25 protein-coding genes are annotated in these 25,652 nt (G+C 71.0%); 7 read left to right on the top strand and 18 right to left on the bottom strand.

Features of this window, described 5'->3' with window-relative positions:
* Positions 1-73 precede the first annotated feature (73 nt).
* From H4N58_RS16110 to H4N58_RS16125, 4 genes are all read right to left on the bottom strand, one after another.
* Positions 74-2,131 carry a heavy metal translocating P-type ATPase gene (locus H4N58_RS16110; protein WP_167005468.1) on the bottom strand — a complete coding sequence of 686 codons (2,058 nt, stop codon included), beginning with the start codon at positions 2,129-2,131 and terminating at the stop codon, positions 74-76.
* Positions 2,132-2,149: 18 nt separating this feature from the next.
* Positions 2,150-3,634 carry a protealysin inhibitor emfourin gene (locus H4N58_RS16115; protein ID WP_243845149.1) on the bottom strand — a complete coding sequence of 495 codons (1,485 nt, stop codon included), beginning with the start codon at positions 3,632-3,634 and terminating at the stop codon, positions 2,150-2,152.
* Positions 3,607-4,209, bottom strand: coding sequence for a response regulator transcription factor (locus H4N58_RS16120; RefSeq protein WP_243845160.1), 603 nt, complete (start codon positions 4,207-4,209; stop codon positions 3,607-3,609). Before H4N58_RS16120 ends, H4N58_RS16115 begins: the two co-directional genes overlap by 28 nt.
* Positions 4,210-4,289: 80 nt before the next feature.
* The gene (locus H4N58_RS16125; protein ID WP_167007096.1) at positions 4,290-5,570 is read right to left on the bottom strand and encodes an ATP-binding protein; all 1,281 of its coding nucleotides are present in this window, start codon (positions 5,568-5,570) and stop codon (positions 4,290-4,292) included.
* Between the two features lie 148 nt (positions 5,571-5,718).
* On the opposite strand from H4N58_RS16125, the gene H4N58_RS16130 reads away from it, so the two are divergent.
* Genes H4N58_RS16130 through H4N58_RS16140 form a run of 3 tightly spaced genes read left to right on the top strand, consistent with a single transcriptional unit; the run spans position 5,719 to position 7,648 of the window.
* Entirely contained in the window at positions 5,719-7,104 is a 1,386-nt protein-coding gene (locus tag H4N58_RS16130; protein WP_167251657.1) for a PspC domain-containing protein, read from the top strand.
* A complete protein-coding gene (locus tag H4N58_RS16135; protein ID WP_167005480.1) occupies positions 7,101-7,457 on the top strand; it encodes a hypothetical protein in 357 nt (118 codons plus the stop codon). The genes H4N58_RS16130 and H4N58_RS16135 overlap by 4 nt, the downstream gene beginning before the upstream one ends.
* Positions 7,454-7,648, top strand: a complete 195-nt coding sequence (locus H4N58_RS16140) for a PspC domain-containing protein (protein WP_167005483.1) — start codon at positions 7,454-7,456, stop codon at positions 7,646-7,648. The genes H4N58_RS16135 and H4N58_RS16140 overlap by 4 nt, the downstream gene beginning before the upstream one ends.
* 30 nt (positions 7,649-7,678) lie before the next feature.
* On the opposite strand, the gene H4N58_RS16145 is transcribed toward H4N58_RS16140, so the two are convergent.
* From H4N58_RS16145 to H4N58_RS16165, 5 genes are all read right to left on the bottom strand, one after another.
* A complete protein-coding gene (locus tag H4N58_RS16145; protein WP_167007099.1) occupies positions 7,679-8,119 on the bottom strand; it encodes an Lrp/AsnC family transcriptional regulator in 441 nt (146 codons plus the stop codon).
* A 47-nt stretch (positions 8,120-8,166) separates the two neighbouring features.
* Positions 8,167-8,553 carry a nuclear transport factor 2 family protein gene (locus H4N58_RS16150; protein WP_167005486.1) on the bottom strand — a complete coding sequence of 129 codons (387 nt, stop codon included), beginning with the start codon at positions 8,551-8,553 and terminating at the stop codon, positions 8,167-8,169.
* A gap of 34 nt (positions 8,554-8,587) precedes the next feature.
* Entirely contained in the window at positions 8,588-10,336 is a 1,749-nt protein-coding gene (locus H4N58_RS16155) for an ABC transporter ATP-binding protein (RefSeq protein ID WP_167005489.1), read from the bottom strand.
* A complete protein-coding gene (locus H4N58_RS16160; protein WP_167005492.1) occupies positions 10,329-11,993 on the bottom strand; it encodes an ABC transporter ATP-binding protein in 1,665 nt (554 codons plus the stop codon). Before H4N58_RS16160 ends, H4N58_RS16155 begins: the two co-directional genes overlap by 8 nt.
* A gap of 145 nt (positions 11,994-12,138) precedes the next feature.
* Positions 12,139-12,660 (bottom strand): VOC family protein, encoded by a 522-nt coding sequence (locus H4N58_RS16165; protein ID WP_167005495.1) that lies wholly within the window; start codon positions 12,658-12,660, stop codon positions 12,139-12,141.
* A gap of 135 nt (positions 12,661-12,795) precedes the next feature.
* On the opposite strand from H4N58_RS16165, the gene nhaA reads away from it, so the two are divergent.
* The 4 genes from nhaA to H4N58_RS16185 all read left to right on the top strand — a co-directional run bounded on the left by nhaA (position 12,796) and on the right by H4N58_RS16185 (position 16,927).
* Positions 12,796-14,097 (top strand): Na+/H+ antiporter NhaA, encoded by a 1,302-nt coding sequence (gene nhaA / locus H4N58_RS16170; RefSeq protein WP_167251656.1) that lies wholly within the window; start codon positions 12,796-12,798, stop codon positions 14,095-14,097.
* Between the two features lie 59 nt (positions 14,098-14,156).
* Positions 14,157-15,257: a GNAT family N-acetyltransferase gene (locus H4N58_RS16175; protein WP_167251655.1), complete on the top strand. Its 1,101-nt coding sequence runs from the start codon at positions 14,157-14,159 to the stop codon at positions 15,255-15,257.
* An 82-nt stretch (positions 15,258-15,339) separates the two neighbouring features.
* Entirely contained in the window at positions 15,340-15,684 is a 345-nt protein-coding gene (locus tag H4N58_RS16180; protein WP_167005504.1) for a YciI family protein, read from the top strand.
* A gap of 10 nt (positions 15,685-15,694) precedes the next feature.
* The gene (locus H4N58_RS16185) at positions 15,695-16,927 is read left to right on the top strand and encodes an RNA polymerase sigma factor (protein WP_167005507.1); all 1,233 of its coding nucleotides are present in this window, start codon (positions 15,695-15,697) and stop codon (positions 16,925-16,927) included.
* Between the two features lie 6 nt (positions 16,928-16,933).
* Here the strand turns inward: H4N58_RS16185 and H4N58_RS16190 are convergent, their stop codons facing one another.
* The 9 genes from H4N58_RS16190 to H4N58_RS16230 all read right to left on the bottom strand — a co-directional run bounded on the left by H4N58_RS16190 (position 16,934) and on the right by H4N58_RS16230 (position 25,631).
* Positions 16,934-17,452 (bottom strand): DinB family protein, encoded by a 519-nt coding sequence (locus H4N58_RS16190; protein WP_167005510.1) that lies wholly within the window; start codon positions 17,450-17,452, stop codon positions 16,934-16,936.
* Between the two features lie 3 nt (positions 17,453-17,455).
* Positions 17,456-19,012, bottom strand: a complete 1,557-nt coding sequence (gene guaA / locus H4N58_RS16195; protein ID WP_167007102.1) for a glutamine-hydrolyzing GMP synthase — start codon at positions 19,010-19,012, stop codon at positions 17,456-17,458.
* Between the two features lie 211 nt (positions 19,013-19,223).
* Positions 19,224-19,508: a GIY-YIG nuclease family protein gene (locus H4N58_RS16200; protein WP_167005513.1), complete on the bottom strand. Its 285-nt coding sequence runs from the start codon at positions 19,506-19,508 to the stop codon at positions 19,224-19,226.
* A gap of 544 nt (positions 19,509-20,052) precedes the next feature.
* Positions 20,053-21,759: a GMC family oxidoreductase N-terminal domain-containing protein gene (locus tag H4N58_RS16205; RefSeq protein WP_167251654.1), complete on the bottom strand. Its 1,707-nt coding sequence runs from the start codon at positions 21,757-21,759 to the stop codon at positions 20,053-20,055.
* A 97-nt stretch (positions 21,760-21,856) separates the two neighbouring features.
* Positions 21,857-22,465 (bottom strand): hypothetical protein, encoded by a 609-nt coding sequence (locus H4N58_RS16210; protein WP_167005519.1) that lies wholly within the window; start codon positions 22,463-22,465, stop codon positions 21,857-21,859.
* A 5-nt stretch (positions 22,466-22,470) separates the two neighbouring features.
* Positions 22,471-23,055 carry a hypothetical protein gene (locus tag H4N58_RS16215; protein ID WP_167251653.1) on the bottom strand — a complete coding sequence of 195 codons (585 nt, stop codon included), beginning with the start codon at positions 23,053-23,055 and terminating at the stop codon, positions 22,471-22,473.
* Complete coding sequence (locus H4N58_RS16220; protein ID WP_167005524.1) at positions 23,052-24,104, bottom strand: hypothetical protein; 1,053 nt, start codon at positions 24,102-24,104, stop codon at positions 23,052-23,054. Before H4N58_RS16220 ends, H4N58_RS16215 begins: the two co-directional genes overlap by 4 nt.
* A 1-nt stretch (position 24,105) precedes the next feature.
* Positions 24,106-25,344 carry a hypothetical protein gene (locus tag H4N58_RS16225; protein ID WP_167005526.1) on the bottom strand — a complete coding sequence of 413 codons (1,239 nt, stop codon included), beginning with the start codon at positions 25,342-25,344 and terminating at the stop codon, positions 24,106-24,108.
* Entirely contained in the window at positions 25,344-25,631 is a 288-nt protein-coding gene (locus H4N58_RS16230; protein WP_167005528.1) for a hypothetical protein, read from the bottom strand. The genes H4N58_RS16225 and H4N58_RS16230 overlap by 1 nt, the downstream gene beginning before the upstream one ends.
* Between the last annotated feature and the right edge of the window lie 21 nt (positions 25,632-25,652).

Raw genomic sequence — 25,652 nt, forward strand, 5'->3', positions numbered from 1 at the left:
GGTTCCTGCCCGCATCGCTTGACCGATGAGGAGGGGTTCCGCCCACTGGCTGGGCGGAACCCCTCATCGTTCGTCAGCGGACAGCGCGTACGGAGGCCTCCGGGCTGAGGTCGAGCCGGCGCAGCGTCTGAGCGTTGAGCGCGACGATGACCGTGGACGCCGACATGAGGATCGCTCCCACCGACATCGGGAGCACGAACCCGACCGGCGCGAGCACGCCCGCCGCGAGCGGGACGGAGATCAGGTTGTAGCCCGCGGCCCACCAGAGGTTCTGCTTCATCTTGCGATAGCTGGCGCGTGACAGCTCGCGCACCGACAGCACCGAACGCGGGTCGTCGCTGGCCAGGATCACCCCGGCCGACGCGATCGCGACGTCCGTGCCGGCACCGATCGCGATGCCGACGTCGGCCTGCGCGAGTGCCGGCGCATCGTTGACGCCGTCGCCGACCATCGCGACCTTGCGACCCTCGTCCTGCAGCGACGCGACCGACGCGGCCTTGTCCTCCGGGCGCACTCCGGCGAAGACACGGTCGATGCCGAGCTCGTCACCGACCGCGCGCGCGACCGCTTCGGCGTCACCGGTGATCATCACGACCTGCACACCGAGCCGGTGGAGCGCGTCGACGGCCTCACGCGACTCCTGGCGCACCTCGTCGGCGAGCGACAACGCCCCTGCCGGCCGGCCGTCGACGACCACGTGGAGGATGATCGCGCCCTCGGCACGCCACGTGTCGGCGACCGGGAGCTCGTTGGCGTGCTCCTGCGCGAGGAGCGCCGGCCCGCCCACCTGGACGCGGTGGCCGTCGACGGTCGCCGAGACGCCGACCGCCGGTGACGACGAGAACCCCGAGGCCTCAGGCACCGTCAACCCACGTTGCCGTGCGGCCTCCACGATCGCCTTGGCCAGCGGGTGCTCGCTATCGGACTCGGCCGCAGCCGCGAGCGCGAGCACGCGATCAGCGTCCTCCCCCGCCGCAGGCTCGACGGCGCTGACGGCAGGCTCCCCCTTGGTCAGGGTGCCGGTCTTGTCGAACAGCACGGTGTCGACCGTCCGCATGCTCTCCAGGGCCAGCCGGTCCTTCACGAGCACCCCGCCGCGGGCGGCGCGCTCGGTCGCGATCGAGACGACCAGCGGGATCGCGAGGCCGAGGGCGTGGGGGCACGCGATCACGAGCACCGTGATGGTGCGGATCACGGCCTCGTCGGGCTGCCCGATGAGCGACCACACCACCGCTGTGATCGCCGCAGAGCCGAGCGCGAACCAGAACAGCCACGCGGCGGCGGTGTCGGCGATCCGCTGGGCCCGTGACGACGAGCTCTGCGCGTCGGCGACCAGCCGCTGGATGCCTGCCAGCGCGGTGTCGTCGCCGACCGCGCTCACGCGGACCCGAAGACCCGAGTCCGTCGCGACCGTCCCGGCGACGACGCCGTCTCCGACCGTACGACGCACCGGACGCGACTCGCCCGTCACCATCGACTCGTCGACGTCGGCGGCCCCCTCCGTCACGACCCCGTCAGCCGGCACGCTCGCGCCGGGGCGGACGACGACGAGGTCACCGACCTGCAGGGCGGACGGCGCGACCGTCACCACCTCGTCGCCCTCCACCCGCTCCGCCTCGTCGGGCAGCAGCGCCGCGAGCGAGTCCAGCGCCGAGGTGGTCTGAGCCAGCGACCGCATCTCGATCCAGTGACCGAGCAGCATGATCACGATCAGCAGCGCGAGCTCCCACCAGAAGTCGAGCTCGTGATGGAGGAGCCCGAGGCTCGCGCCCCAGGACGACACGAAGGCGACGGTGATCGCGAGCCCGATGAGCAGCATCATCCCGGGCTGACGCGACCGGATCTCGCTGACGGCGCCGGTCAGGAACGGCCTGCCGCCCCACACGTACATGACGGTGCCGAGCACCGGCGAGACCCACTCGACCCAGCTGGCGCCTGGGAGGTCGTAGCCGATGATCGCGGCGAACATCGCCGAGCAGAGCACCACAGGGACGGCGAGACCCAGCATGATCCAGAAGAGCCGCCGGAACTGGGCCACGTGGTCACCGTGCCCGCCGTGCGCGTGCCCGTGCCCGCCGTGCCCGTCGTGGGCGGGCACCGTCTCGTGCGTGTGGTGGTCGTGAGTGGTCATGATCTCGAAGGTATACCCCTAGGGGGTATAGGGCAAGCCCTCGCCGAGGACGAGAGAGGCGACCCGCGACAGCTCGGGCGTCAAGGCGACCTCGGGCACCGTGACCTCCTCGTCGCCGTACGCGAACGTGTAGATAAACCGGTCCGGATCGGCCCGCACGTCACTGATAGACGCGAGGTCCGTACGGCCGAGCAGGGCGGCAACCTCGGCCCCGACCTCGCCGTCGTCGAGGTCGAGGACGCCCTCGCGCACCAGGCCGGCGAACCCACCGGACCGCTGGACCCGCACCGTGCCCGTCGGGAACCCGGCCGGCTCCCGCGATGGGGCATCCACGCCCGGCACCACCCCCACCTCAGCCCACGCCTCGCGGACCAGCTGCGCCTCGCGCGCACCGAACAACCGCTCGGCCGCCTCGACCGTGGCTGACCCGAACCCCGCAAAGCCGGTCCGCGAACCCACCGAACCGCCGCTCAGCGCCGCGTACCAGATCTGTCCGGGCACCTCCCAGCTGTTGCCGCCGAGGGCGAGCGCCGCCAGCGCGAACGCGCGGTTGGGGATGCCCGAGTTGATATGGACTCCCCCGTTGTCAGCCTGGGTCTCGACGTAGTCCCGCATCGACCCGACCTGCGGGTCCTTGCCGAGCAGCGGGTCGTCGTACGCCGTCCCCGGCTCGCGCATCGATCGCAGCGCGACGGCGTCGATGCCCGCGACGAACAATCCCTCCCCGATCAGCCAGTCGGCCTGCTCCGCGCTCTGCCCGAGCGCCTGCTGCTTGGCCAGCGCTGCGAAGCAGTCGGACATGGACTCGTTCAGCGCCCCCGACTGGTCGGCATAGACGAGGTCGGCGGTGAACTGCGTGACGCCGTGGACGAACTCGTGGAAGAGCACGTCGGGCGGTTTGGTGAACCGCTCGAACACCTCGCCGTCGCCGTCGCCGAAGACGAGCTGCTGTCCGTCCCAGAAGGCGTTGTCGTAGCGCTGGCCGTAGTGGACCGTCACCGTGACCGGACTGCCGGCGCCGTCGATGCCGTCCCGCCCGAACTGCGTGGCGAACAACGTGTGGATGACGCCGGTGTTGTCGTACGCCTCGTCGACCGCGAGGTCGCCGGTCGGCGGCTCGTCGTCGCCGCGCGCTTTGTCGCCCGGGAGCCGGGTCGTGCCCGCGGCGGTGAAGATCGTCTTGGTGCCGTCGGCGTCGACCGGCACGTCGAGGTCGGTCACGGACGCGGTACGGCGGCGCTCGCGAAGGTCGGCGTCGAGCGCACGCGTCTGCGCACAGCACCGGGACACGTCGACGCGGCCGGTCGCCTCGGCGATGTGGGCGAGCAGGTAGGGCGGGACGAAGGTGCAGCTCATCCCCCAGTCGTACCGCGCGCCACCGACACCGGCGAGCCGGTCGAGCCGCCCCGCCGCCGGTCGAGCCGCCCCGCCGCCGGTCGAGCCGCCCCGCCGCCGGTCGAGCCTGTCGAGACCCCTCAGATCAGGCGACGGTCGTTCGCCCATCGCGTCAACTCGTGACGGCTCGACAGCTGGAGCTTGCGCAGCACGGACGACACGTGGGTCTCGACGGTCTTCACCGAGATGAACAGCTCCTTCGCGACCTCCTTGTAGGCGTAGCCGCGCGCGATCAGACGCATCACCTCGCGCTCGCGGTCGGTGAGCCGGTCAAGATCGGAGTCGACCTGCGCGACCTCGATCGTCCCGGCGAACGCGTCCAGCACGAATCCGGCCAGCCGTGGGGAGAACACCGCGTCGCCGCCCGCGACCCGCCGGATCGCGTCGATCAGCTCGTCACCGGTGATGTTCTTGGTGACGTAGCCGCGCGCACCGGCCCGGATCACGCCGATCACGTCCTCGGCAGCGTCACTGACCGACAGCGCGAGGAACTTCGTCTCCGGGTGACGCGTCGCCACGCGTCGGAGGACCTCCGCTCCTCCACCGCCCGGAAGATGCACGTCGAGGAGCACGACCGCGGGCTGGTACGTCTCGACCGCGGCGATCGCCTCGTCGACGTCACCGGCCTCCGCGACGATCCGCACCGCGCTGCCGAGCTCGGCGCGCACGCCGGTCCTGAACATCGCGTGGTCGTCGACGAGCAGGACCGTCAGGTCACGCCCGCCTGCCGCGCCCGTACCACCGGTCTGACTCGGGGTGCTGCTCACGTGTCTGCTCCTCCGTCCGCGCCCTCGGGCGCACCGTCACGTCCGCCGTTCGGCGACCGGTCGCGTACGAGGGGCAGCGCCAGCCGCACCTCAGTGCCGTCCCCCGGGCTTGAGCGTACGACGGCGGTCCCACCGTGCCGCTCCATCCTCGCGACCAGCGAGCGACGGATCCCCAGCCGGTCCTCGGGCACCTGGGCCGGGTCAAAGCCGTGGCCGCGGTCACGGACAAACACCTCCGCCGCCGTCCCGCTCACCTCGACGTAGACGTCGATGCGGTCCGCGCCCGAGTGCTTGACGGCGTTGGTCATCGCCTCGCGGGCGGCGGCACGCAGCGCGTCGACGTCGGGGTCGGGCTCGGCATCGCCGACGCCCACCACCTCGATCGGGATCCGGTATGCCGTCTCGATCTCGGTCGCGTCGGCCACCAGACCCTTGCGGAGCGTCGTGCCGTCGTCGGCAGGCTCCCCGTACAGCCAGTCGCGCAGCTCGCGCTCCTGCCGTCGGGCCAGCGTCGCGACCTGTGCCGGGTCGTTCGCGTTCTTCTGGAGCAGCGCGAGGGTCTGGAGCACCGAGTCGTGCAGGTGAGCGGCGACGTCGGCACGCTCCTGCGACCGCACCCGCTCACGCCGCTCCTCTCCCAGCGTCGCGAGGAGGCGGACGATCCACGGCCCGAGAAGCAGGCCCGCTCCCGCGACAGCCACCACGAGCGCGCCCAGCAGCTGAGCCGCGGACTCCAGCCCGCCCCCGAGCTGGGCGACGAAGACGCCGTACGCGATGAGGACCAGCAGCGTGCCCGCGGCGGTCCTCAGGACCGCCTGCCATCCCGACGTCTCCCGGACCCAGCGGCGCAGCGACCGGTCGTCGGCCTGGCGCCAGATCAGGGCGAAGCCGGTGATCGCCAGGACGGCGGGGAAGAGCAGGCTCCCCACGCGATCGCTGCCGACGACGATGAAGACCATCCCGACGCCCAGCACGACGAGGGCGGCGGTCTGCAGCGTGCTGCGGTTGGACTGCGCCTCGTCCTCCTCGTCGCTGCGCAGCCCGCGCCGCGTCGCGCTGGCGAGACCGGGCGAGCCCTCAGCGCCGCCGAGCGGGACGAAGACCCAGAACGCCGCGTACGCGAGGACCCCGGCGAGCTGGAAGAGGGTCGTCAGGACGAACGCGAGGCGCACCCACAGCACAGGGACACCGAGATGGTCGGCGAGTCCCTGCGCGACCCCGCCGAGCACGCGCGGGCTCGGGGAGCGGTAGAGCCGGCGCACCGGCGTCGCAGTCATCGTCACGCTACCGATCGTCACACGCTGGCGGTGCTGCGGACCAGCCGGATCGACCCCTGCCGGACCCTGGCCCGGCGGGCGGCCGGCCCGGTACGGATCAGGGGTCTCACCCATACTGCGGAGGGACGACGCGCAGCAGGATGGACACATGGACGACACGACCCCACCCCTCGGCGCTCCCGCCGCGGGAGGCGCCTCCGCCGACAGCGGGGGCCAGACACCCCCGCCGGGTGACCCGCGCCCCCCGAGCTCCGGCGCACTCACCGACATCCGCCGCACCGAGGACGGCCGGGTCGTCGCCGGTGTGTGCGCGGGGATCGGGCGCTACCTCGGCATCGACCCGATCATCCCGCGCATCGTCTTCGCTGTGCTGACGATCGTCGGGTTCGGCGGTCTGCTCGCCTACGGTGCCGCGTGGATCCTGCTGCCCGACGAGCGGACGGGTGAGAGCTATCTGAAGCGCTGGCTGGGTCTGGGAGACAACGAGCCGCAGATCCGGTTGGTCGGCCTCGGCGCGGCTGCGCTGGTCGCCCTCACGTGGACGTGGGGATGGGGGTGGCCGCTCGGCCCGATCTGGATCGCGGCGGTGGTGGTCGTCGCGTGGGTCGCGTTCCGCGAGTACCAGGAGCGCAGCCGGCGTCACAGCGCGCCGCGGCCCCCCGTCCCGCCGTACGGACCTGGGCCGCAGCCGCCGGCGCCACCGTACGGGGCAGCACCTCCGTACGGGGCAGCATCTCCGTACGGGCAGGCACCTCCGTACGGGGCAGCACCTCCGTACGGGCAGGCACCTCCGCCGTACGCAGCCGCTTCCCCACACCCGCAGGCGCCCGCCGCACACGGCGCGCCCGCCCGCTCGTACGCCCCGGTGCCACCCGCTCTCCCGCGGCCACCCGCACCACCGCACCGGCCGCCGCCTCCCGCACCGAAGCCGCCGAAGCGCCCGAACCCTCGCCACGACGGCGGGCTGCTGACGATCCTCACGCTCTCGCTGACGCTCGTCGCGACCGGCGTCACCATCATCGCGACGCAGGGGGACCTGCACACCTCGGTGTACGTCGCCGTCGCCCTGGCGACGCTCGCGGCGGGCATGCTCGTCGGCACCGTGCTCGGCAACGCCCGGCCGCTGATCTTCCCTGCGCTCGCCACCGTGGCGGTGCTCGCGGTGTCGGTCGCCGTGCCACGCTGGGACGCCGGCCGCATCGAAGCGACACCGACGAGTGCCGCCGCCGTCCGGGACGCGTACGGGATCGGCTTCGGCGAGGTGATCGTCGACCTCACCGGCGTCACAGACCCGGCGGCGCTCGACGGGAAGAACATCGAGATCGAGGTCGGCGTGGGCAACGTCCGCGTGTACGTCCCCCCGACTCTCGACGTCGGGATCGACTCCTCCGTCGGTGTCGGCGCAATCTCCGCGCTCGGTGCCGAACGGGGCGGCCTCAGCACCCAGCTCACCATGCACGACAACACGGACCGTCCCGACCTGGACCTCGAGATCGACGTCCGCATCGGGATGGTGGAGGTGATCCGCTCATGAAGCGCCATCCGCTCGACGCGCTGACCCTGGTCAGCCTCACGTTCGTCGCCGTCGCCGGTGCGGTGTGGGGGATGTGGTACGCCGGCTGGGACCTGGTCTCGATCGCGATCGCCGGCCCGCTGCTGCTGGTCCTGCTCGGCGTGGCCGGGCTCGTCGCGACGTTCATCGCGGCGCGCCAGACGAGCCGTCGCAACCGCGAGCAGCGCACGGCGGTCTCTCCGTCGGCCGACACCACGCTCGACGCCACCCCTGACGACGCAAGCCCCACCGACGCAAGCCCCGCCAATGACACCCGCACTCTCACCCTCGAGGACCTCACCGGGCCCTCCGACGAAGGAGACGACAAGCGATGACCCGCTCCAAGAAGCTCGTACGCACCAGCAGCGACCAGTGGATCGCGGGGGTGTGCGGCGGCATCGCGCGCTACCTCGGCGTCGACCCGACGGTCGTCCGGCTGGCCTTCGTGGTCTTGACCGTGCTCGGGCTCGGCTCGATGATCATCGTCTACCTCGTCGCCTGGCTCCTGATGCCCAAGGACGTCTGACGCCGCTCGGGAAGGCAGGCAGTGCCCGGGTCAGCGTGAACGCGGACGTTCGAACAGGCGCGACATCACGATCGCGCTCCGCGTGCGCTCGACCCGGGCATGCTCGCGCATCCGCTCGACGACCTGCTCGATCTCGGCCATGTTCGTCGCCATCACGTGCACGATCGCGTCAGGGTTGCCGGCGACGGTCCACGCGCCGACGACCTGCGGGATCGGCTCGAGGCTGCGTTTGAGCTCGCCGGCCGACACGTTGCCGTCGTAGTAGATCTCGACGTACGCCTCGGTCGTCCACCCGAGGGCCGCGGGGTCGATGAGGGTCGTGAAGCCGGTGATCTGGCCGCTCGCACGCATCCGGTCGACCCGGCGCTTGACCGCCGGAGCCGACAGCCCGACACCGGCACCGATCTCGGAGAACGTTGCTCGCCCGTCGCGCATCAGGTGCCCGATGATCTCCCGGTCGACCGCGTCCATCGGCACGACCCCCTCCTCGCCTCACGTCTGACGACGTGCGAGCAAGCCTAGAGCCGCTCGCCCTCCGACGTGTACGGCGCGCGCCACTCAGGTGCCTCGTCGAGGTCGGGTCCGGACCAGTACTCGCGGGCCGCGACGACCTGCCCGTCGCGGACCGTCCAGAACCCGGCCGCGACGTACACGCCGTCGACCCCCTCCTGCGTCACCTCCAGGTCGGTGGCGGCCCTGTCGCCGGCACCGACGACGTCACGCACGGTGATCGACCAGCCCTCGGGGTAGTCACGGTTCATCGCGACGTACGCGGGACCGAGGAACGTCTCCCCCGTCCGGGGCCACTCGATCACCGCCTCGGGGTGCACGAGCGCCGCGACTGCGTCCCAGTCGCGGGCCTGCATGCGGGTCTCGAGCGCTGTCACGACCTGTACGGCATCCATAGGCCCAGCGTGCCCGACGGCACTGACACGTCGCTCAGCTCTGCCAGGACTTCCACAGCGCCGCGTACGACCCACCGCGCGCGACCAGCTCGTCGTGGCTCCCGAGCTCGCTGATCTCGCCGTCCTCGACGACCGCGACCCGGTCCGCGTCGTGCGCGGTGTAGAGGCGGTGCGCGATCGCCACGACCGTCCGCCCCTCGAGGACCGCGCTGAGCGACCGCTCAAGGGCACGCGCGGCCCGCGGGTCGATGAGGGACGTCGCCTCATCGAGCACCAGCGTGTGCGGGTCGGTGAGCACCACCCGCGCCAGCGCGAGGTGCTGCGCCTGCGCGTCGGTGAGGCGGTGGCCTCCCGAGCCGACGACCGTGTCGAGACCGTGCGGGAGGTGCTCCACCCACTCGCGGGCGTCGACCGCGTCGAGCGCAGCCCAGAGCTGGCCGTCGGCGGCGGTCCCGGACTCCTCGAGCGCGAGCTGCAGGTTGTCGCGCAGCGTCCCGACGAAGACGTGGTGCTCCTGCGTCAGCAGCGCGACTCTGCGCCGCAGGTCGTCGAGCTCGAGCTCGGTGACTCCGACGCCGCCGACCGTGACGGCCCCGGTGGTCGGACCCTGGATGCCCGCGATGAGGCGCCCGATCGTCGACTTCCCGGCGCCGGACGGGCCGACGACCGCGAGGCGCTCCCCCGCGGCAAGCTCGAGGTCCACCCCGTGCAGGACCTCGCGACCCGCGACGTACGAGAACCGCACGTCGTCGAGCTCGATGTCTTCGCCTTCGGGGGTACGACCGGTCGGTTCCCGGTCGTCGGGCACCTCTGAGACACCGAGCAGGCGCGCGAGCGAGGTGGCACCGACCTGAAGGGTGTCCATCCAGTTGAGGATCCGGTCGACGGGATCGACGAGGAACCGGACATACAGCACCGCGGCGGTGAGCTCGGCCAACGAGATGGTCCCACGGTCGAGCAGCACGCCGCCGAGCAGGAGCGTCGCGACGACGGGCACGAAGTAGCCCATCTCGACGGCGGGGAAGAACACCGTCCGCAGGTTGCGGGTGTACGACTCCGCAGCGAACGACTCCGCGATGTCCTCGTCGATGCGAGCGCGGCGCTGGTCGCCGAGCCCGAGCGCCTCGACCGTCCGGGCACCCTCCACCGTCTCGGCCAGCGTCGCATTGATCCGCGAGTACGAGGCGTGCTCGCGGATGTAACCGTCGCGTGCACGCTTGAGGTACCAGCGGGTGGCGGCCCACAGCACCGGCACGCCCAGCACGAGGGGGACGAGGACCCATCCACCGACGAGCACCGCCGCGACGACGGTGCACACGGCGGTGACGAGCGCGACCACGGTCTCCGGCACGGCGAAGCGCACCGCCCAGCCCAGCGTGTCGACATCGCGCGAGGTACGGGTCAGGAGGTCGCCGGTCCCCGCGCTTTCCACGACGCCGATCGGCAGGGTCAGTGCCTCGTCGACGAAGTCCTCGCGCAGCCGCGCCAGCACGGTCTCGCCGAAGACCGACGACCGCAGCCTGGCGTACCGGGTCAGGATCGTCTGCGCGACCAGGCACACCGCGACGAACAGCGCGATGCGGTCGATCGTGCCGTAGCCGCCGCGCCCCTCGGTCGCGGCCTCGACGAGGTCACCGACCAGCCAGGGCACGACGAGACCGGCACCGGCAGCGGCGCCGTGAAGGAGCATGATGCCGACGAGGTCACGGCGGTGGTCGCGGCCGAGCTGGCGGAGGTACGAGCGAAGCAGGCGGGTGCCGGCGATGGGCAGGGCGTCATGCAACGTCCTCGGCCTCCTCTCGGGTCACGACCTGGCGGTACGCCCGGTCGGTGGTCATGAGCTGGTGGTGGTCGCCGGTCGCGACGACGCGGCCGGCCGACAGGAACGCGACCTCGTCTGCGACGTCGAGGACGAGCGGACTGCTCGACACGACGACCGTGGTACGGCCGGCACGGTGCCTGCGCAGACGCGCAGCGACACGCGCCTCGGTGTGGGAGTCGACAGCCGACGTCGGCTCGACGAGGACCAGCACGTCAGCCTCGGTCAGCAGGGCGCGCGCGAGCACGACGCGTTGCCGTTGCCCCCCGGACAAGGAGCGACCACGCTCGGCGAGCTCGGAGTCGAGTCCCTCCGGGAGCCCGTCGAGGATGTCGTCGGCGGACGCCGTGGTGACCGCGCGGGCGATCTCGTCGCCGGTCGCCGTGCGCCGGGCGTCGAGAGCGCTGCGCAGCGGGCCGCTGAAGAGCGCGGCACCGGTGTCGTTGACGACGATCCGGCGACGCAGCTCGTCGCGGGCGAGCGCACCGAGCGGCACGCCGCCGTACGAGACGACGTCGACGTCGCCGCCTGGCTCGACATAGCCCCCGAGGCGGTCGGCCAGCGCCACCGCGTCGCGCGGGTCATCGCTGACGACGGCGGTGAGCACGCCCTTGCGACCGACGAAGCCCGAGCGGACGTCGACCAGGTCGCCGTCGGGCGGGCTGACCGGGTCGGCGGGGTCGCTCACGCTCGGCTGGATGCGCAGGATGCGGATCACGTGACGTGCTGAGACGTGACCGCGGATCAGCTTGTTGGCCGCTTCGGTGAACGTCCGCAGCGGGAGCATGAGGAATGTGGCGTACCCGTAGAAGGCGATGAGGTCACCGGCGCTGATCTGACCGGTCGCGGCAAACCGCGCACCGAGCCAGACGACGAGGACGACGAAGGCGCCTGGCAGCAGCACCTGGAAGGCGTCGAGCACCGACTGGACTCGCGCGACCCGGACACCGGCGTGGCGGACGTCCTGCGAGGCCGCGCGGTAGCGGCGGTCGAACATCGCCTCGCCGCCGATGCCGCGCAGGACGCGCAGCCCCGCGACGATGTCGCTGGCGAGGGTGTTGAGCTCCCCCTGCAGGGCTCGCGCCTGCTGGTTGCGGCGGTTGAGGTGGCGCAGCAGCGGGCCCGTCACGCCCATGAGCAGCGGCACGCCGATCAGCACGACCAGCCCCAGGGTCAGCGAGCTCTGCAGCAGGATCACCGCGACCACGAGGTAGGCGACGATCGAGCCGATGAACCGGCCCATCACGTCGACGAAGTTGCCGAGGTTGGCGATGTCCGTCGCTCCGACGCTCACGACCTCGCCGTGCGCGACCCTGCGGTTGAGCTCGGAGCCGAGGCGGCCGGTGTGCGTGCTGACGAGCTGGACGGTCCGGTAGGCGGTGTCGAGCCACATCTGGACGGCGTAGCGGTGGCGCATGATGCCCGAGAACGCCTGGACGGCGCCGATGACGAGAAGCAGCGCCGACCACAGGACCAGTGCGCGTCCGGCACCCACGTCGACGACCGTGTCGATGGCCGCCCCGATCACCGCAGGGACGGACGCCTGGGCCACCATCCAGGCGATGCCGAAGGTGATCGCGCCGACGAGGGTCCAGCCCTGCACCCGAAGAATCCACGTCATGTACCGCGTCGCCGAACGAATGTCTGGGGTGCCAGGGTCGGCGAGCGGGAGGTTCTTCACAACGATCAACCCTAGGCAGCGGTTCTGACAAGAGCGACCGAATATCCCGCGCCTGTGACAGGGATCTCCACCACGGCGCGGCGACTCATCCGGCGACGGGCGCGGGCCAGCTGACACCGATGCCGCCGGCGGTCTGCGCGCCGTACCGCTCTTTCTCGAGGGCGAGGTCGAGCGGAAGGATCCGCACCCGTGCGGCGCGCACCTCAGGGGTGATCAGTGCCGCGGGGACGAGCCAGCTGACCTCGAACTCGATCCCGTCGGGATCCGCGCCGTACAGCGCCTTGGTCGTGCCGTGGTCGCTCGCACCGACGAGCGCGTCGGCGTTGGCCAGCCTCGCCATGACGGTCTCGAGCTCGTCGAGCGTGTCGACCTCCCACGCGAGGTGGTAGAGCCCGACGGTCGTACGGCCCGCTCCCGACGGCCCCGCCGCCGGGCCGATCTGGAAGAGGCCGAGGTCGTGGTCGTTGGAGCTGCCCGAAGCCTGGAGGAACGCGGCCCCCGGCAACCCCATGACCTTCGTGAAGCCGAGCACATCGGAGTAGAAGCGCTCCGAGCGCGCCACGTCGCGGACGTAGAGGACAGCATGGTTGAGGCGCGTGACGGGCATGACGAACTCCTTAGTTGAACGTTCATTCATTATGCCTCACAGGCCCACACCGCCCGACGCGGACCGTTAGACTGGCCGCTGGTGTGCCGGGAAGTCTGGTCGGCGTGGTTCTGACGACCCCAAAGAAGGAGCACCGTGCCCCAGAACACCGTCCTCGGCCGAGGCTCGTGGCCCGAGACCTCACGCATCGCCGCCCTGCTGCGCCAGGAGACCGTCGGCGGCTTCCTCCTGATCGGAGCCGCAGCCCTCGCGATCGTGCTCGCGAACAGCGGCCTCGGCGACGCGTACGCGACCCTCCGCGACACCCGGATCGGCCCGGAGTCGCTGCACCTCGACCTCACCCTCGGGGCGTGGGCTGCCGACGGGCTGCTCGCGATCTTCTTCTTCGTCGCCGGGCTCGAGCTCAAGCGCGAGCTGGTGGCGGGCGACCTGCGCGACCCGCGTCGCGCAGCCATCCCGATTGTCGCCGCCGTCGGCGGCATGGTGGTCCCGGCGCTGGTGTTCGTCGCCGTCAACCTCGGCACCGGCGACGGCGCGCTGCGCGGATGGGCGATCCCCACCGCGACCGACATCGCCTTCGCGCTCGCGGTTCTCGCCGTCCTCGGCTCGTTCCTGCCGACCGCCCTGCGGACGTTCCTGCTGACCCTCGCAATCGTCGACGACCTGCTGGCGATCATCGTCATCGCGTTCTTCTACACCGACCACCTCGCGATCGGGTGGCTCGCCGCGGCAGTCGTCCCGATCGCCGTCTTCGCCGTGCTGGTCCAGCGGCGGGTCCACTCGGGCTGGATCCTGATCCCCCTCGCGGTGCTCGCCTGGGCCTTCGTCCACGCCTCGGGCGTACACGCCACGATCGCCGGCGTCGTCCTGGGGTTCATGGTCCCCGTCCTGCGCAGCCAGGCCGCCGGTGGCCCCGAGGCAGGCCCTGGGCTTGCGGAGCACTTCGAGCACCTGTGGCGCCCGATCTCGGCCGGCATCGCCGTACCGATCTTCGCGTTCTTCGCTGCCGGCGTCGACGTCGGAGGCATCAGCGGGCTCGTCGAGGCCAACCGCAGCACCGTCACGTACGGGATCGTCCTCGGCCTGGTCGTCGGCAAGACGGTCGGGATCTTCGGCTCGACCTGGCTCATGGCGCGCTTCACCCACGCACGCCTCGACCCGAGCCTCGGGTGGATCGACGTCGTCGGCGTCGGGATGCTCGGTGGCATCGGCTTCACCGTCTCGCTGCTCATCGGCGACCTCGCGTACGGACTCGCGTCGACCCGCGACGCGTACGTCAAGATCGGCGTGCTCGAGGGTTCCGTGGTTGCCGCGCTGCTCGCCACCGTGCTCCTGCGGCTGCGCAACCGCCGCTACCGGCGCCTGTACGAGGAGGAGACCCGCGACACCGACCATGACGGGGTCCCGGACGTCTACCAGCAGCGCGACGAGGCCTAGAGCCGCGACGGCCCGTTAAGCGGTTGACCCACCCGACGACCGCGAACCAGACTCGGTCGATGCCTCCCACGATTCTCCCCGTACCCCTGCCTACCTCCCTCACGTCCCCGGATGCATGGTCGCTCGCGGGCGTCGTACGGGTGCGTGAGGAGATCGATCGCGAGATCCGCGGACATGCCGACCTCGTGCCCGACCTCGCCCTCAGCGCCGAGATGATCAGCGACCGCGTCTACCGCCCGCTCGACCGCTGGGTCGCCGTCGTCGACGACTCCCAGACGCCGGAGTCGGTCGTCGGGCACGCCTCGCTCCGCCTGCCCCAGGTCGGTGACACCAACGTCGCGGTCGTCGACGTCGGCGTCGAGCCGCGATGGCGCGGGCAGGGCATCGGAACCGCCCTCGCGGCGCACCTCGAGGCCGAGATCCGCGCCACCGCCCGCCGGATCGTCCAGGCGGACACCTCACACTCACGGTCGCCGCAGCCCGACGCCGAGGCGCTGCACGCCCCGTCGGGAGCGGGCGCCGTCCCGGCCGATGCGTACGCCCGCTTCGCGCTCGCCCAAGGGTTCGCGCTGGAGCAGGTCGAGCGGCAGTCGACGCTCGACCTCCCGCTCGACCCCGACCACCTCGCCGCCCTCGCCGGCGAGGCGTCGAGCGCAGCGGGTGCGGACTACCGCACGCACGTCTGGGTCGACGAGCTGCCCGAGGAGTGGGAGGAGCAGTACGCGATCCTCATGACGCGGATGACGACGGCGGCCCCCACCGGCGGCATGGACCATGCAGAGGACGTCTGGGACGTCGCACGTCTACGCGACGCGGCTTCCCGTCGCCGTGCGAGCGGGCGGGTCGCTGTCATCGGCGCGGTCGAGCATCGGCCAACAGGTTCGCTCGCGGGCTACTCGGTCGTCGAGTACACAGACTCCCGGCCGGAGTCGGTCATCCAGGCCGACACTCTCGTGCTCGACGAGCACCGCGGCCACCGGCTCGGGATGCTCGTCAAGACCGCGCTGATGGGCACCCTCGCCTCCGTACGCCCGGAGGCACGGCGCATCCACACCTGGAACGCGCAGGAGAACGCACACATGCTCGCCATCAACGTCGACCTGGGCTACCGGCCGGCGAGTGTGGCGGCCCAGTGGCAGCGGCGGCTCGGCGCCGCCTAGCGCCTGGTGTCGATCTGGGGAGATGCTGTTCGTTGTCCATGTGAAGGCCCCGACACGCGGGGTCGGAGCGAAGGAGACACCGATGAGCGAGCGCTATCTCTTCATCCTGTTCGACGACGAGGCCAGCTGGGTCGATGCGTCCCCTGAGGAGTGGGACCGCCTGATGGCCGCGCACGACCGGTTCAGCAAGGCCATCGAAGCCGCAGGGGCGATCGACCACGGCGGCGAGGCACTCCAACCGACCTCGACAGCGACCACCGTGCGTCCGGGGCCCGACCCCGTCGTGACGGACGGCCCGTTCGTCGAGTCCAAGGAGGCCTTCGGCGGCTACTACGTCATCGAGTGCGACGGGCTCGACGCCGCGCTCGCGTTGGCCAAGCAGGCCCCGTCCCAGGTCGTCGAGGTCCGACCGATCCTGGCCGTCTGAGCGAGGCCGGATGAGCGACGTCGCGGACGTCCTCGCAAACCTCCACCGGGAGCACTGGGGGCGCGTCGTCGCGGCGACCGTCCGTACGGCCGGCGACCTCGACACCGCCGAGGACTGCGCGCAGCAGGCGTTCGAGCGTGCGCTGCGCGCCTGGTCGGCGGACGGCCCGCCGGAGTACGCGGTCGCGTGGCTGGTGCGTACCGCCCGCAACCACGCGATCGACCTGCACCGCAGGGCGAGCGCGTTCCGCGACCGGGTGCCCGAGCTCGCCCTGCGTGAGGACGCCCGCCACGACGACGCCGCATCGGGCTGGAACGACGATCTGCTCCGCCTCGTCTTCACCTGCTGCCACCCGGCGCTCGCCGAGGCCGACCGTGTGCTCCTCACGTTGCGCGTGGTCTGCGGGTTGCCGACCCCGACGGCGGCCGGGCTGCTCCTGCTGAAGCCAGCGACCGCGGCGGCCCGCCTCACCCGCGCCAAGCGCAAGATCACCACGGCCGGGATCCGGTACGTGGTGCCGGCTGGCGCCGACCTCCCCGCCCGGCTCGACACGGTGCTCGAGGTCGTGCACCTCGTGGCGACGGCGGCCCACGAACGCCCACGCGGTCCCGAGACCGACGCGCTCGAGGAGTCGGCCGGGGCGCTGTCGACGAGCCTCGCCGAGATCTTCCCCGAAGAGCCGGAGGTGCTCGGCCTGCTCGGGCTCGTGCTCTTCACCCAGGCCCGTACCGCCGCACGGCGCGGGGCGGAAGTCGTCCTCCTCGACGGCCAGGACCGCGGCGCGTGGGACGTCCGGCGGATCGCCGCCGGGCGGGAGGCGACCAGCCGCGCCATCGAGCGGGCCGTCGCGCGGGACGGGCGAGCGGGCCGGTACGCGCTGCAGGCGGCGATCGCCGGAGTGCACGTCGAGGCGGCGAGCGTCGAGACCACGGACTGGCCTGCCCTGCTCCGCCTGTACGACCGGCTGCTCGAGGTGTGGCCGACCCCTGTCGTCCGGCTCAACCGTGCGGTCGCGCTGTCGTACGTCGACGGACCTGAGGTGGCCCTCGGCGAGGTCGACGCCGTCGCGGACGCGCCGGGCATGCGCGACTACGCCTACCTCCCGGCCGTACGAGCGCGGCTGCTCGCCGATCTCGGGCACATGGACGACGCGGCCGCCGCGTACCGGCAGGCGATCGCCGTCACCGGCGACGACGCGCAGCGCCGCTTCCTCAAGGGACGGCTGGACGCGCTCGGGGCGTGACCGGCCTCAGGCGTCGACGTCGTACGCGTGGTGCTCGATGTCGTGCAGGTAGTACGTCGCGAACGTGGTCACCGTGAAAGACGCTCCGTCCGTACGGCGGCCCGTACGGGCCCACTGCCCGTCCCCCACGGCGTCGAACGCGTCAGCGGTCAGCGCCGCCTCGTGTGCCAGCTCGTGAGCGACGGCAGCCGGATCCTGCTCGCCGTACCGCGACTCGACGGCCGTGGCGTCCTGGTCCCAGTTGGGGTAGAGCGGATCGTCGTCGTCGAGCATGAGGCCCAGTCGGAACCGGTAGATCGTCTGCACGTCGCGGACGTGGCAGGCGTACTCCAACGGCGACCATGTGCTGTCGTCCGGTCGTACGGCGACGTCCTCGCGTGCGAGGACGTCCGGCCACAGCGCCGCGTTCGCCCGGACTCGCGCTCCGACCTTGGTGGGGACGACGCTCGCGGGGTCGAACCCGCACTCGGGGCAGACCTCACGCGTGGTCCAGGTCCAGTCCTTGGTGTCCGGGACGAAGGCCACGACTCACTCCCACTCGATCGTGCCGGGCGGCTTGCTCGTGACGTCGAGGACGACCCGGTTGACCTCGTTGACCTCGTTGGTGATGCGGGTGGAGATGCGCTCGAGGAGCTCGTACGGAAGGCGGCTCCAGTCGGCGGTCATCGCGTCCTCGCTGCTGACCGGACGCAGCACGACGGGGTGACCGTACGTCCGGCCGTCGCCCTGGACGCCGACCGAGCGGACGTCGCCGAGCAGCACCACGGGGAACTGCCAGACGTCGCGGTCCAGACCCGCTGCCGTCAGCTCCTCGCGGGCGATCGCGTCGGCCTCGCGGACGATCTCGAGGCGCTCCTCGTCGACCGCGCCCACGATGCGGATCGCGAGCCCGGGGCCCGGGAACGGGTGGCGCCAGACCATCGCCGCCGGCAGGCCGAGCTGCTCGCCGACCTGACGGACCTCGTCCTTGAACAGCGTCCGCAGCGGCTCGATCAGGCTGAACTCGAGGTCCTCAGGGAGGCCGCCGACGTTGTGGTGGCTCTTGATGTTGGCCGCGCCCTCGCCGCCGCCGGACTCGACGACGTCGGGATAGAGGGTGCCCTGGACGAGGAACTTGACCGGTGTGCCGGGCGTCTGGAGGATCTCGCGCTCGGCGGCCTCGAAGGTCCGGATGAACTCGCGGCCGATGATCTTGCGCTTCTCCTCCGGGTCGGTGACGCCGGCGAGGTGCCCGAGGAACTGCTCGCGTGCGTCGACGACCTTGAGGTTGACGTCGGTGGCCGCCACGTAGTCGCGCACCACCTGGTCGCGCTCGCCCTTGCGGAGCAGGCCGTGGTCGACGAAGACGCAGGTCAGCTGCTCGCCGATCGCGCGCTGGACCAGCGCGGCGGCGACGGAGGAGTCGACACCGCCGGACAGTGCGCAGATGACACGCGCGTCGCCGACGGTCTCGCGGATGCGCTCGACCTGCTCGTCGACGATGTTGACCATCGTCCACGTCTGGCGGCATCCGGCGATCTCCACGAGGAAGCGTTCCAGGACCTGCTGGCCGTGCTCGCTGTGCAGGACCTCGGGGTGCCACTGCACTCCGGCCAGCCCCCGCTCGACATCCTCGAACGCCGCGACCGTCGCGCGAGGCGAGGACGCGGTGACGGTGAAGCCCTCGGGTGCGAGGGTGACCTCGTCGCCGTGCGACATCCAGGCCCGCAGCGTGTCCGGCACGCCGGCCAGCAGGACGCCGGGCTCGCCTACGGCGACGTCGGTACGGCCGTACTCGCGCTGGCCCGTGCTGGCGACCGTGCCACCGAGCGTTTGCGCCATGGCCTGGAAGCCGTAGCAGATGCCGAAGACGGGCGTGCCCTGCGCGAACAGCGCCGGATCGAGCCGCGGTGCGCCAACCTCGTAGACCGACGACGGGCCCCCGGACAGGATCACTGCCTTCGGGTTCTTGGCGAGCATCTCCTCGACCGGCATGGTGTGCGGCACGATCTCGGAGTAGACCTTCGCCTCGCGGACGCGGCGCGCGATGAGCTGCGCGTACTGGGCACCGAAGTCGACGACGAGGACCAGGTCGTGGTCAGGAATCTCGGTCACTCCTCGATCCTACCGAGAGCCGCGCACCGCCCGTCCGGCCGCGCCCGCAAGCCGCTGGTTGAGCCTGTCGAAACCCACGAGCCCGCTGGTTGAGCCTGTCGAAACCCACGAGCCCGCTGGTTGAGCCTGTCGAAACCCACGAGCCTGCTGGTTGAGCCTGTCGAAACCCACGAGCCCGCTGGTTGAGCCTGTCGAAACCCGCTCACTCGTCCTGCCGATTACGCGAGAGCTGTGGCAGAGCCGCGAAATCGCCGCGGATCAGAGCCTCCCGCTTCGCACGTGACCAGCCCTGGACGCGCTTCTCCCAGGCAAAGGCCTCGTCGACTCGTTCGAACTCCATGGCATACACAAGTTCTACTGGCCGGCGGCGCCTGGTGTGTGCCGCACCGTCGCCGTCTTGGTGCTGCTTCAGACGCCGTTCGAGGTCGCGGGCGCTACCGACGTAGTAGCTCCCGTCGGCGCATTTGAGGATGTAGGTCCACGCCATCTGTAAAGGATGTCGGTGATCGCCGAGGCGAGGACGCGGCTGTCCACAGGTTTCGACAGGCTCAACCAACGGGCGGCGCGGTTTCGACAAGCTCAACCAACGGGCGGCACGCGGTTTCGACAGGCTCAACCGGCGGGCGGCGGCGCGGTTTCGACAGGCTCAACCGGCGGGCGGCGGCGCGGTTTCGACAAGCTCAACCAACGGGCGGCGCGGTTTCGACAAGCTCAACCAACGGGCGGCGCGGTTTCGACAAGCTCAACCGGCGGGCGGCACGCGGTTTCGACAAGCTCAACCGGCGGGCGGCGGCGCGGTTTCGACAAGCTCAACCGGCGGGCGGCGGCGCGGTTTCGACAAGCTCAACCAACGGGCGGCACGCGGTTTCGACAAGCTCAACCAACGGGCGGCACGCGGTTTCGACAAGCTCAACCAACGGGCGGCACGCGGTTTCGACAGGCTCAACCAACGGGCGGCGGCGCGGTTTCGACAGGCTCAACCGGCGGGCGACGGCACGCGGTTTCGACAGGCTCAACCGGCGGGCGCGGGGTCAGCTGATGCCGACGATGGGCAGGCGCAGCGCGGCGGGCGCGTCGTCAGGCACGACTGGGTTCTTCGGCGCCACGGCGTCCATCCGCGCATATCCGGCACCGACCGCGGGCCTGGTGTCGGTCTCGCCGCGGTTCGGCCACAACGCCATGGCCCGCTCCGCCTGGGCGGTGATCGTCAGCGAAGGGTTGACCCCGAGGTTCGCCGAGATCGCGGCGCCGTCGACGACGTGCAGGCCGTCGTACCCGTAGAGACGGTGGTACGGGTCGATGACGCCGGTCTCGGCGGAGTCGCCGATCGCGCAGCCGCCGATGAAGTGCGCGGTCAGCGGGATGTTGAACGGCTCGCCGAGCGTGCCGCCGGCCGTCCCGTCGATCTTCTCGGCGGTGCGGCGCACGGCCTCGTTGGCCTTGGGGATCCACGACGGGTTCGGCTCGCCCTGCCCCTGCTTGGAGGTGAGTCGAAGCCGCCCGGTGAACGGGTTCTTCTTCGTGTACGTGGTGATCGAGTTGTCCACCGACTGCATGACCAGCATGATGATCACCCGCTCCGACCAGTGCTTGAAGTCGTACAGCCCGCGCACGTTGCGCTTCTGCACCCACAGCTCCTTGAGCCACGTCTGCCACCGCGGGCGCGGACCGTCGCCGTCGGTGAGCACGGTCTGGAGCATCGCCATCGCGTTGGAGCCCTTGCCGTAGCGGACCGGCTCGATGTGCGTGACCTCGTCGGGATGGAACGACGAGGTGATCGCGACGCCCTCGGAGAAGTCGACGTCGCGGTTGCCGGCGATCGCGCCGAGGAGCGACTCGGAGTTGGTGCGGGTGAGCACGCCGAGGCGGTCAGAGATCCGTGGGAGCACGCCCTCGGAGCGCATCCGGTGCAAGAGCTTCTGGGTGCCGAGCGAACCTGCGGCAAAGACGACCTGGTCGGCCGTGAAGCGCCGCGCGACCTTGCGTCGACGGTCCGTACGACGAGTGTCGACGGCGTATCCTCCACCACCGCGCGGCGTTACCTGCGTCACCGTCGTGAGCGCGTGGATGCGCGCACCAGCCTGCTCAGCGAGGTAGAGGTAGTTCTTGACGAGCGTGTTCTTGGCGTTGTGACGGCACCCCGTCATGCACTCGCCGCAGTGCGTGCAGCCTGCACGTGAGGGACCCACGCCACCGAAGTACGGGTCGTCCGCCGTCTCCCCAGGACCGCCAAAAAACACGCCGACCGGCGTCGCGTGGAACGTGTCTCCGACACCCATGTCCTCTGCGACCTCGCGCATCACCTCGTCCGCCGGCGTCATCCCCGGGTACGTGGTGACGCCCAGCATCCGCTTGGCCTGGTCGTAGTACGGAGCGAGCTCGGCCTTCCAGTCGGTGATGTGACCCCACGCGTTGTCGCGGTAGAACGGGTCGAACGGCTCGTACAGCGTGTTGGCGTACACGAGGGAGCCACCGCCGACACCCGCCCCGGACATGATCATCACGTCCTTGAGGAGGTTGATCCGCTGGATCCCGTAGCACCCGACCTCGGGCGCGAACAGATAGCGCTTGAGGTCCCACGAGCTCGCCGCGAAGTCCTCGTCGCGGAACCGCGCCCCTGCCTCGAGGACCCCGACGCGGTAGCCCTTCTCGGTGAGTCGCAGGGCCGTGACACTCCCGCCGAAGCCGGATCCGATCACGAGGACGTCGTAGTGCTGGGGGGCCGCATCGTGGTTCACAGCGTCAGCGTATGACTCCGGTCACGCTCTCGCTACCCCTGGGTAACAAATACTTCATCAGTGATGTCATATCTTCTGACCCCGTCGGCAGAGCGACTCAGAGACGCTCGATCTCGACCAGCGTCGCGCAGTCGTCGGCGAGCTCGGCCAGGTCGTCGCCGTGCTCGAGCAGCACCCACCCGACGACGTGCCGGACGATCGCGGGCCGCCCCTCGTCGTGGACAGCCGGTGTCGGGACGATGAGGTGGCTCACCCGCTCCGCCAGGGAAGCACTGCCCGCGAGGCCATGACCCCCGAGCTCGAGCATGCGCGTCCGTACAGCCGGTCCGGCGGGCAGCTCGACGACCTCGACGGACGGCTGGTCCTCACCGACGGCCATCGCCGCCGCCCGCGCACGCTCGGCCTCGAGGACAGCCTCGATCGTCGCCGCCGCAGGCTCGGCCACGAGCACGTCGGCCCACAGCGTCGCGAGCACCCCGTCGTCGACCTGGGGGATCCAGAGGGCACCCGTCTCGGCCTCGAGCTCACGGTACGACTGACCGTAGCTGCGCAGCTGGGATCCGAGCGCGACCGCCGTCCCTTCCTTCGCACGGAGGTCGCGGACGACGTCGTCGGCCCAGGCGGCGATCGTCTCGTCAGGCTCGGGCGGTGTCACCCAGCCGTCGTCGGGAAAGTCCACGTAGTAGATGAAGTCGCGTGATCCCACGGCGCTCACCATACCCAGGTGAAAGAACGGGCCACGGCGTCGAACAGCGCCGACATGGGCTCGGCGAGCGGAAGCAGGGGCGTGGAGAAGTCCAGCAGCACGAACTCGGTCGTGCCCGGGATGACGAACGCGTGCTGGACGACGAGCGTGTCGAAGCGCGTCCCCTCGACAGTCGCCGGGACCTGCCGCGCGACGCGTGCGCAGGGGTGCCCCAGGTGCGAGCTGGCAGAGCGCTGGGCGTCAGGACCGCCCAGCATCAGGAACCCGCCGAGCACGTCCTCGGCGCTGACACCCGGCGGGGCCTCCGGACTCAGCGTCACCGTCATCGAGCAGGCGATCGGATAGCCCTGCGGCGCCGTCAGCGACAGATAGATCTCGACGGCCCCGGCGTCGAGACGCTCGGTCACGTCCTCGAGCTGGCGCCGGATCTGCGGCGCCAGCGAGTCACGGTCCGACCGCTGCGCGGTGACCAGCTCGACGACACGGTCGATGTCGGCCTTACGGTCGCGCTCGGCGATCCGGATCCGAGCCCAGTCGTCGGGCAGGACGAAGGTGAAGTCGCGCGGCACCTTCGGCTGGTCGTCAGTCATGTCGTGCTCCTCGTTCGTCCGACCTGGGCCCACCACAGCCCGAGAAGCGCTGCGCCTGCGGCCGCAGCGCCGAAAAGTAGTCCTGCGTACAGCCCTGGAGTGAGCACGGCCAGGCCCACCCCGAGCACCGCTGCCATCCCCGCCTCGTACGGGCGCGGGGGACGCGACGGCCCGACTTCGTGCGGCGGCCCACGCAGGACGGTCACCGGCTTGCCGTCCTCGACGGCCAGTGATGCCGACAAACGCTCACGCAGCTCCGCGACCCCCTCGGCGCTCCACTGCGCGGTCGGCACATCGAGCAGCACCTGGCCCTGCCTCACGACCTGGAGACCCCCACGGTGCACGACGACGCGGGCGCGTCGATCGAGCCTGAGGTGGCCGGCGAGACCGGCGACCGGGTCCCAGACATACAACCGGTCCCCGCCGTCGACCCCGCTCACCTGCGGCGTCAACAGGCCACCGACCACCCACTCACGCCGACTCCGCGGTGGCCGCCGCCGACGCGGACGGTAGGCGAGCGCGAGCAGGAGGAGGTACGCGAGCGCACCGACGACAGCCACGCCTCCGGCGCCGTGCACGACGGCCATGACGACGGACACGGCCGCCACCACCGCCAGCGTGAGCTGTACGGCGAGGGCAGTACGGGCGCCTCGGCGATCGGCCCGATCGAGGACAGCACCGATGTCTCCTCGCCATCCCTTCGTCGAGACACGGATGCCCAGTGCCTCAGCCAAACCCGTCCGCACCTGCGCGAGCCGCTTCGTCAGCGCCGCCGCGTCCGTGGGGAGCACCTCCCAGTCACGGTGGTCGAGTGCAGCCCGGACCTCACCGTCGGACGCGACCAGAACCGTCAGCGTCCCGCGACCCCCTCGCGGACCCCCGGGAACCGCGCGCAGTGTGCACCCCGACACGTCGAGCACCTGGCGCCGACGCCCGCGGCGTACGATCAGCCGACCCGGCGCTGCCTCCAGCCACGTGGACGCGGCCCAAGGCGCGCAGTCGAGCGTGAGGAGGGCAGGACGGTGCCGCTCGTTCGGTTCAATCCCCACGTCAGCGTTCGACCGGGCTGGGCTGGCCGCCGAACGATTCGTTGATCTGCTTGAGGTCGGCCATACTGCCGATCGCACCCACGCCATACGCACCGGCGGCGACGTATCGCGACTGGCGCAGCGCGCTCGAGACCAGCGGAAGCGCGGCGATGTCCCGGGGAAGGCCGTAGTTGGCGAACTTCAGGTTCGCGACATCCTTGAACGGGTTGGAGAAGACCTGCTTCCAGTCGGACGCTCTCGGCTTCCAGCTGAGCTGGCCGTTCTCGAACTGACGGCCCAGCACCTTCGCCTCGCGTCCGCCCTGCGTGACGCGCAGGCGGCTCGCCTGGCGGTTCGCGCTGCGTGCCGAGACACCTGCCGTCCGCAGCGACTTGATGTAGGCCGGCTTCGCGAGCCCCCGCGCCGCCGCCACGAGCGAGCGGCTCGCGGAGGTGAACGCACGGCCGGCGCCGAAGCTGAGCACACCGACGGCGTCCCAGATGACGTTCTCCCAGGACCCCTTGCCGCCAGCGAGGAGGGCGACGTTCGCCAACAACGACACGAGGCCCGTGAGGAGGGCGAGGGCGCCGAACAGCGCAGCGAACGGTTGGAGGAACGGGATCACCGCACAGATCGCCGCCAGCACGCCCAAGATCGCGGAGAGCGTGCCCATGATGTCGGCCAGGCCCTTGAGGAAGCCGGCGACGTTGTCCCAGGTCGAGTCCTTGAGACCGTCGGAGCCGAGGACCTCGTCGATCGAGTTCTTGGCGGTGTTGCCGGCCCGGTCCCAGTCGCCGTGGATCTCCTCGAGCTGGGTGCGCAGCGGTCCAAGCTTGTCCTCGGCGGCCTGCAGGTCTTTGTCGGCCGTGCTCTGCTCGTCCTCCCCTGCCGTGTCCACACGACGCTCGGCGTCGTCGATCTCGGCCTGGACGGTGATCGCCCGCGTCATGACGGCGTCGGCCTCGTCCTGCAAGGTGTCGAGCGTCGTCGCATACGTCGAGAGCGCACTCGACACCTTGTCGTAGCGCTCGTAGGCCTTCTTGATCGTGTCCGAGGTCTCGCGCGTCTTCTCCTTGAACTCGCGGCCGGAGTCACTCTCCCAGGCGGTCGCCGAGTCGTGGATCTTGTCGAGCGCCTTCACCGCCGCGTCGATCGCGTCGGCGGTGCCGCGCAGGTCGGCGGCAAGCTTGCGGACGTCGTACGGGTCACCGGGCGTCGGATCGCTGTCCCTCAGCGGCGACCAGTCTTTGCGGCGTCCCATCACTTGCCTTCCAGAGCCTTGACGAACTCGTCCTCGAGGTTCTCGAAGGCCTCGGCAGCAGCCTCCGCCGCCTCACCGAGCCCCTTGATGGCCTCCATCATGTCTTCGCGTTTGTCGTCCCAGTTGTCGGCGAACTCCTCGAGCCTGTCGCGAAGCGAGTTGTGCGCGATGGTCTCGCGGTCAGGCCGCGACCACGCGTTGGTCTGCTCGAAGCCTTCGTACGTCCTACGCAGGCCGCGGCCCGCCTCGTTCAGGACATCGGTGTCGACGGCGATGCGGTCGGCCATGACTCACTTTCGGGGGAGGGA

The organism is Mumia sp. ZJ1417, from assembly GCF_014127285.1.
Classification (GTDB): Bacteria; Actinomycetota; Actinomycetes; order Propionibacteriales; family Nocardioidaceae; genus Mumia.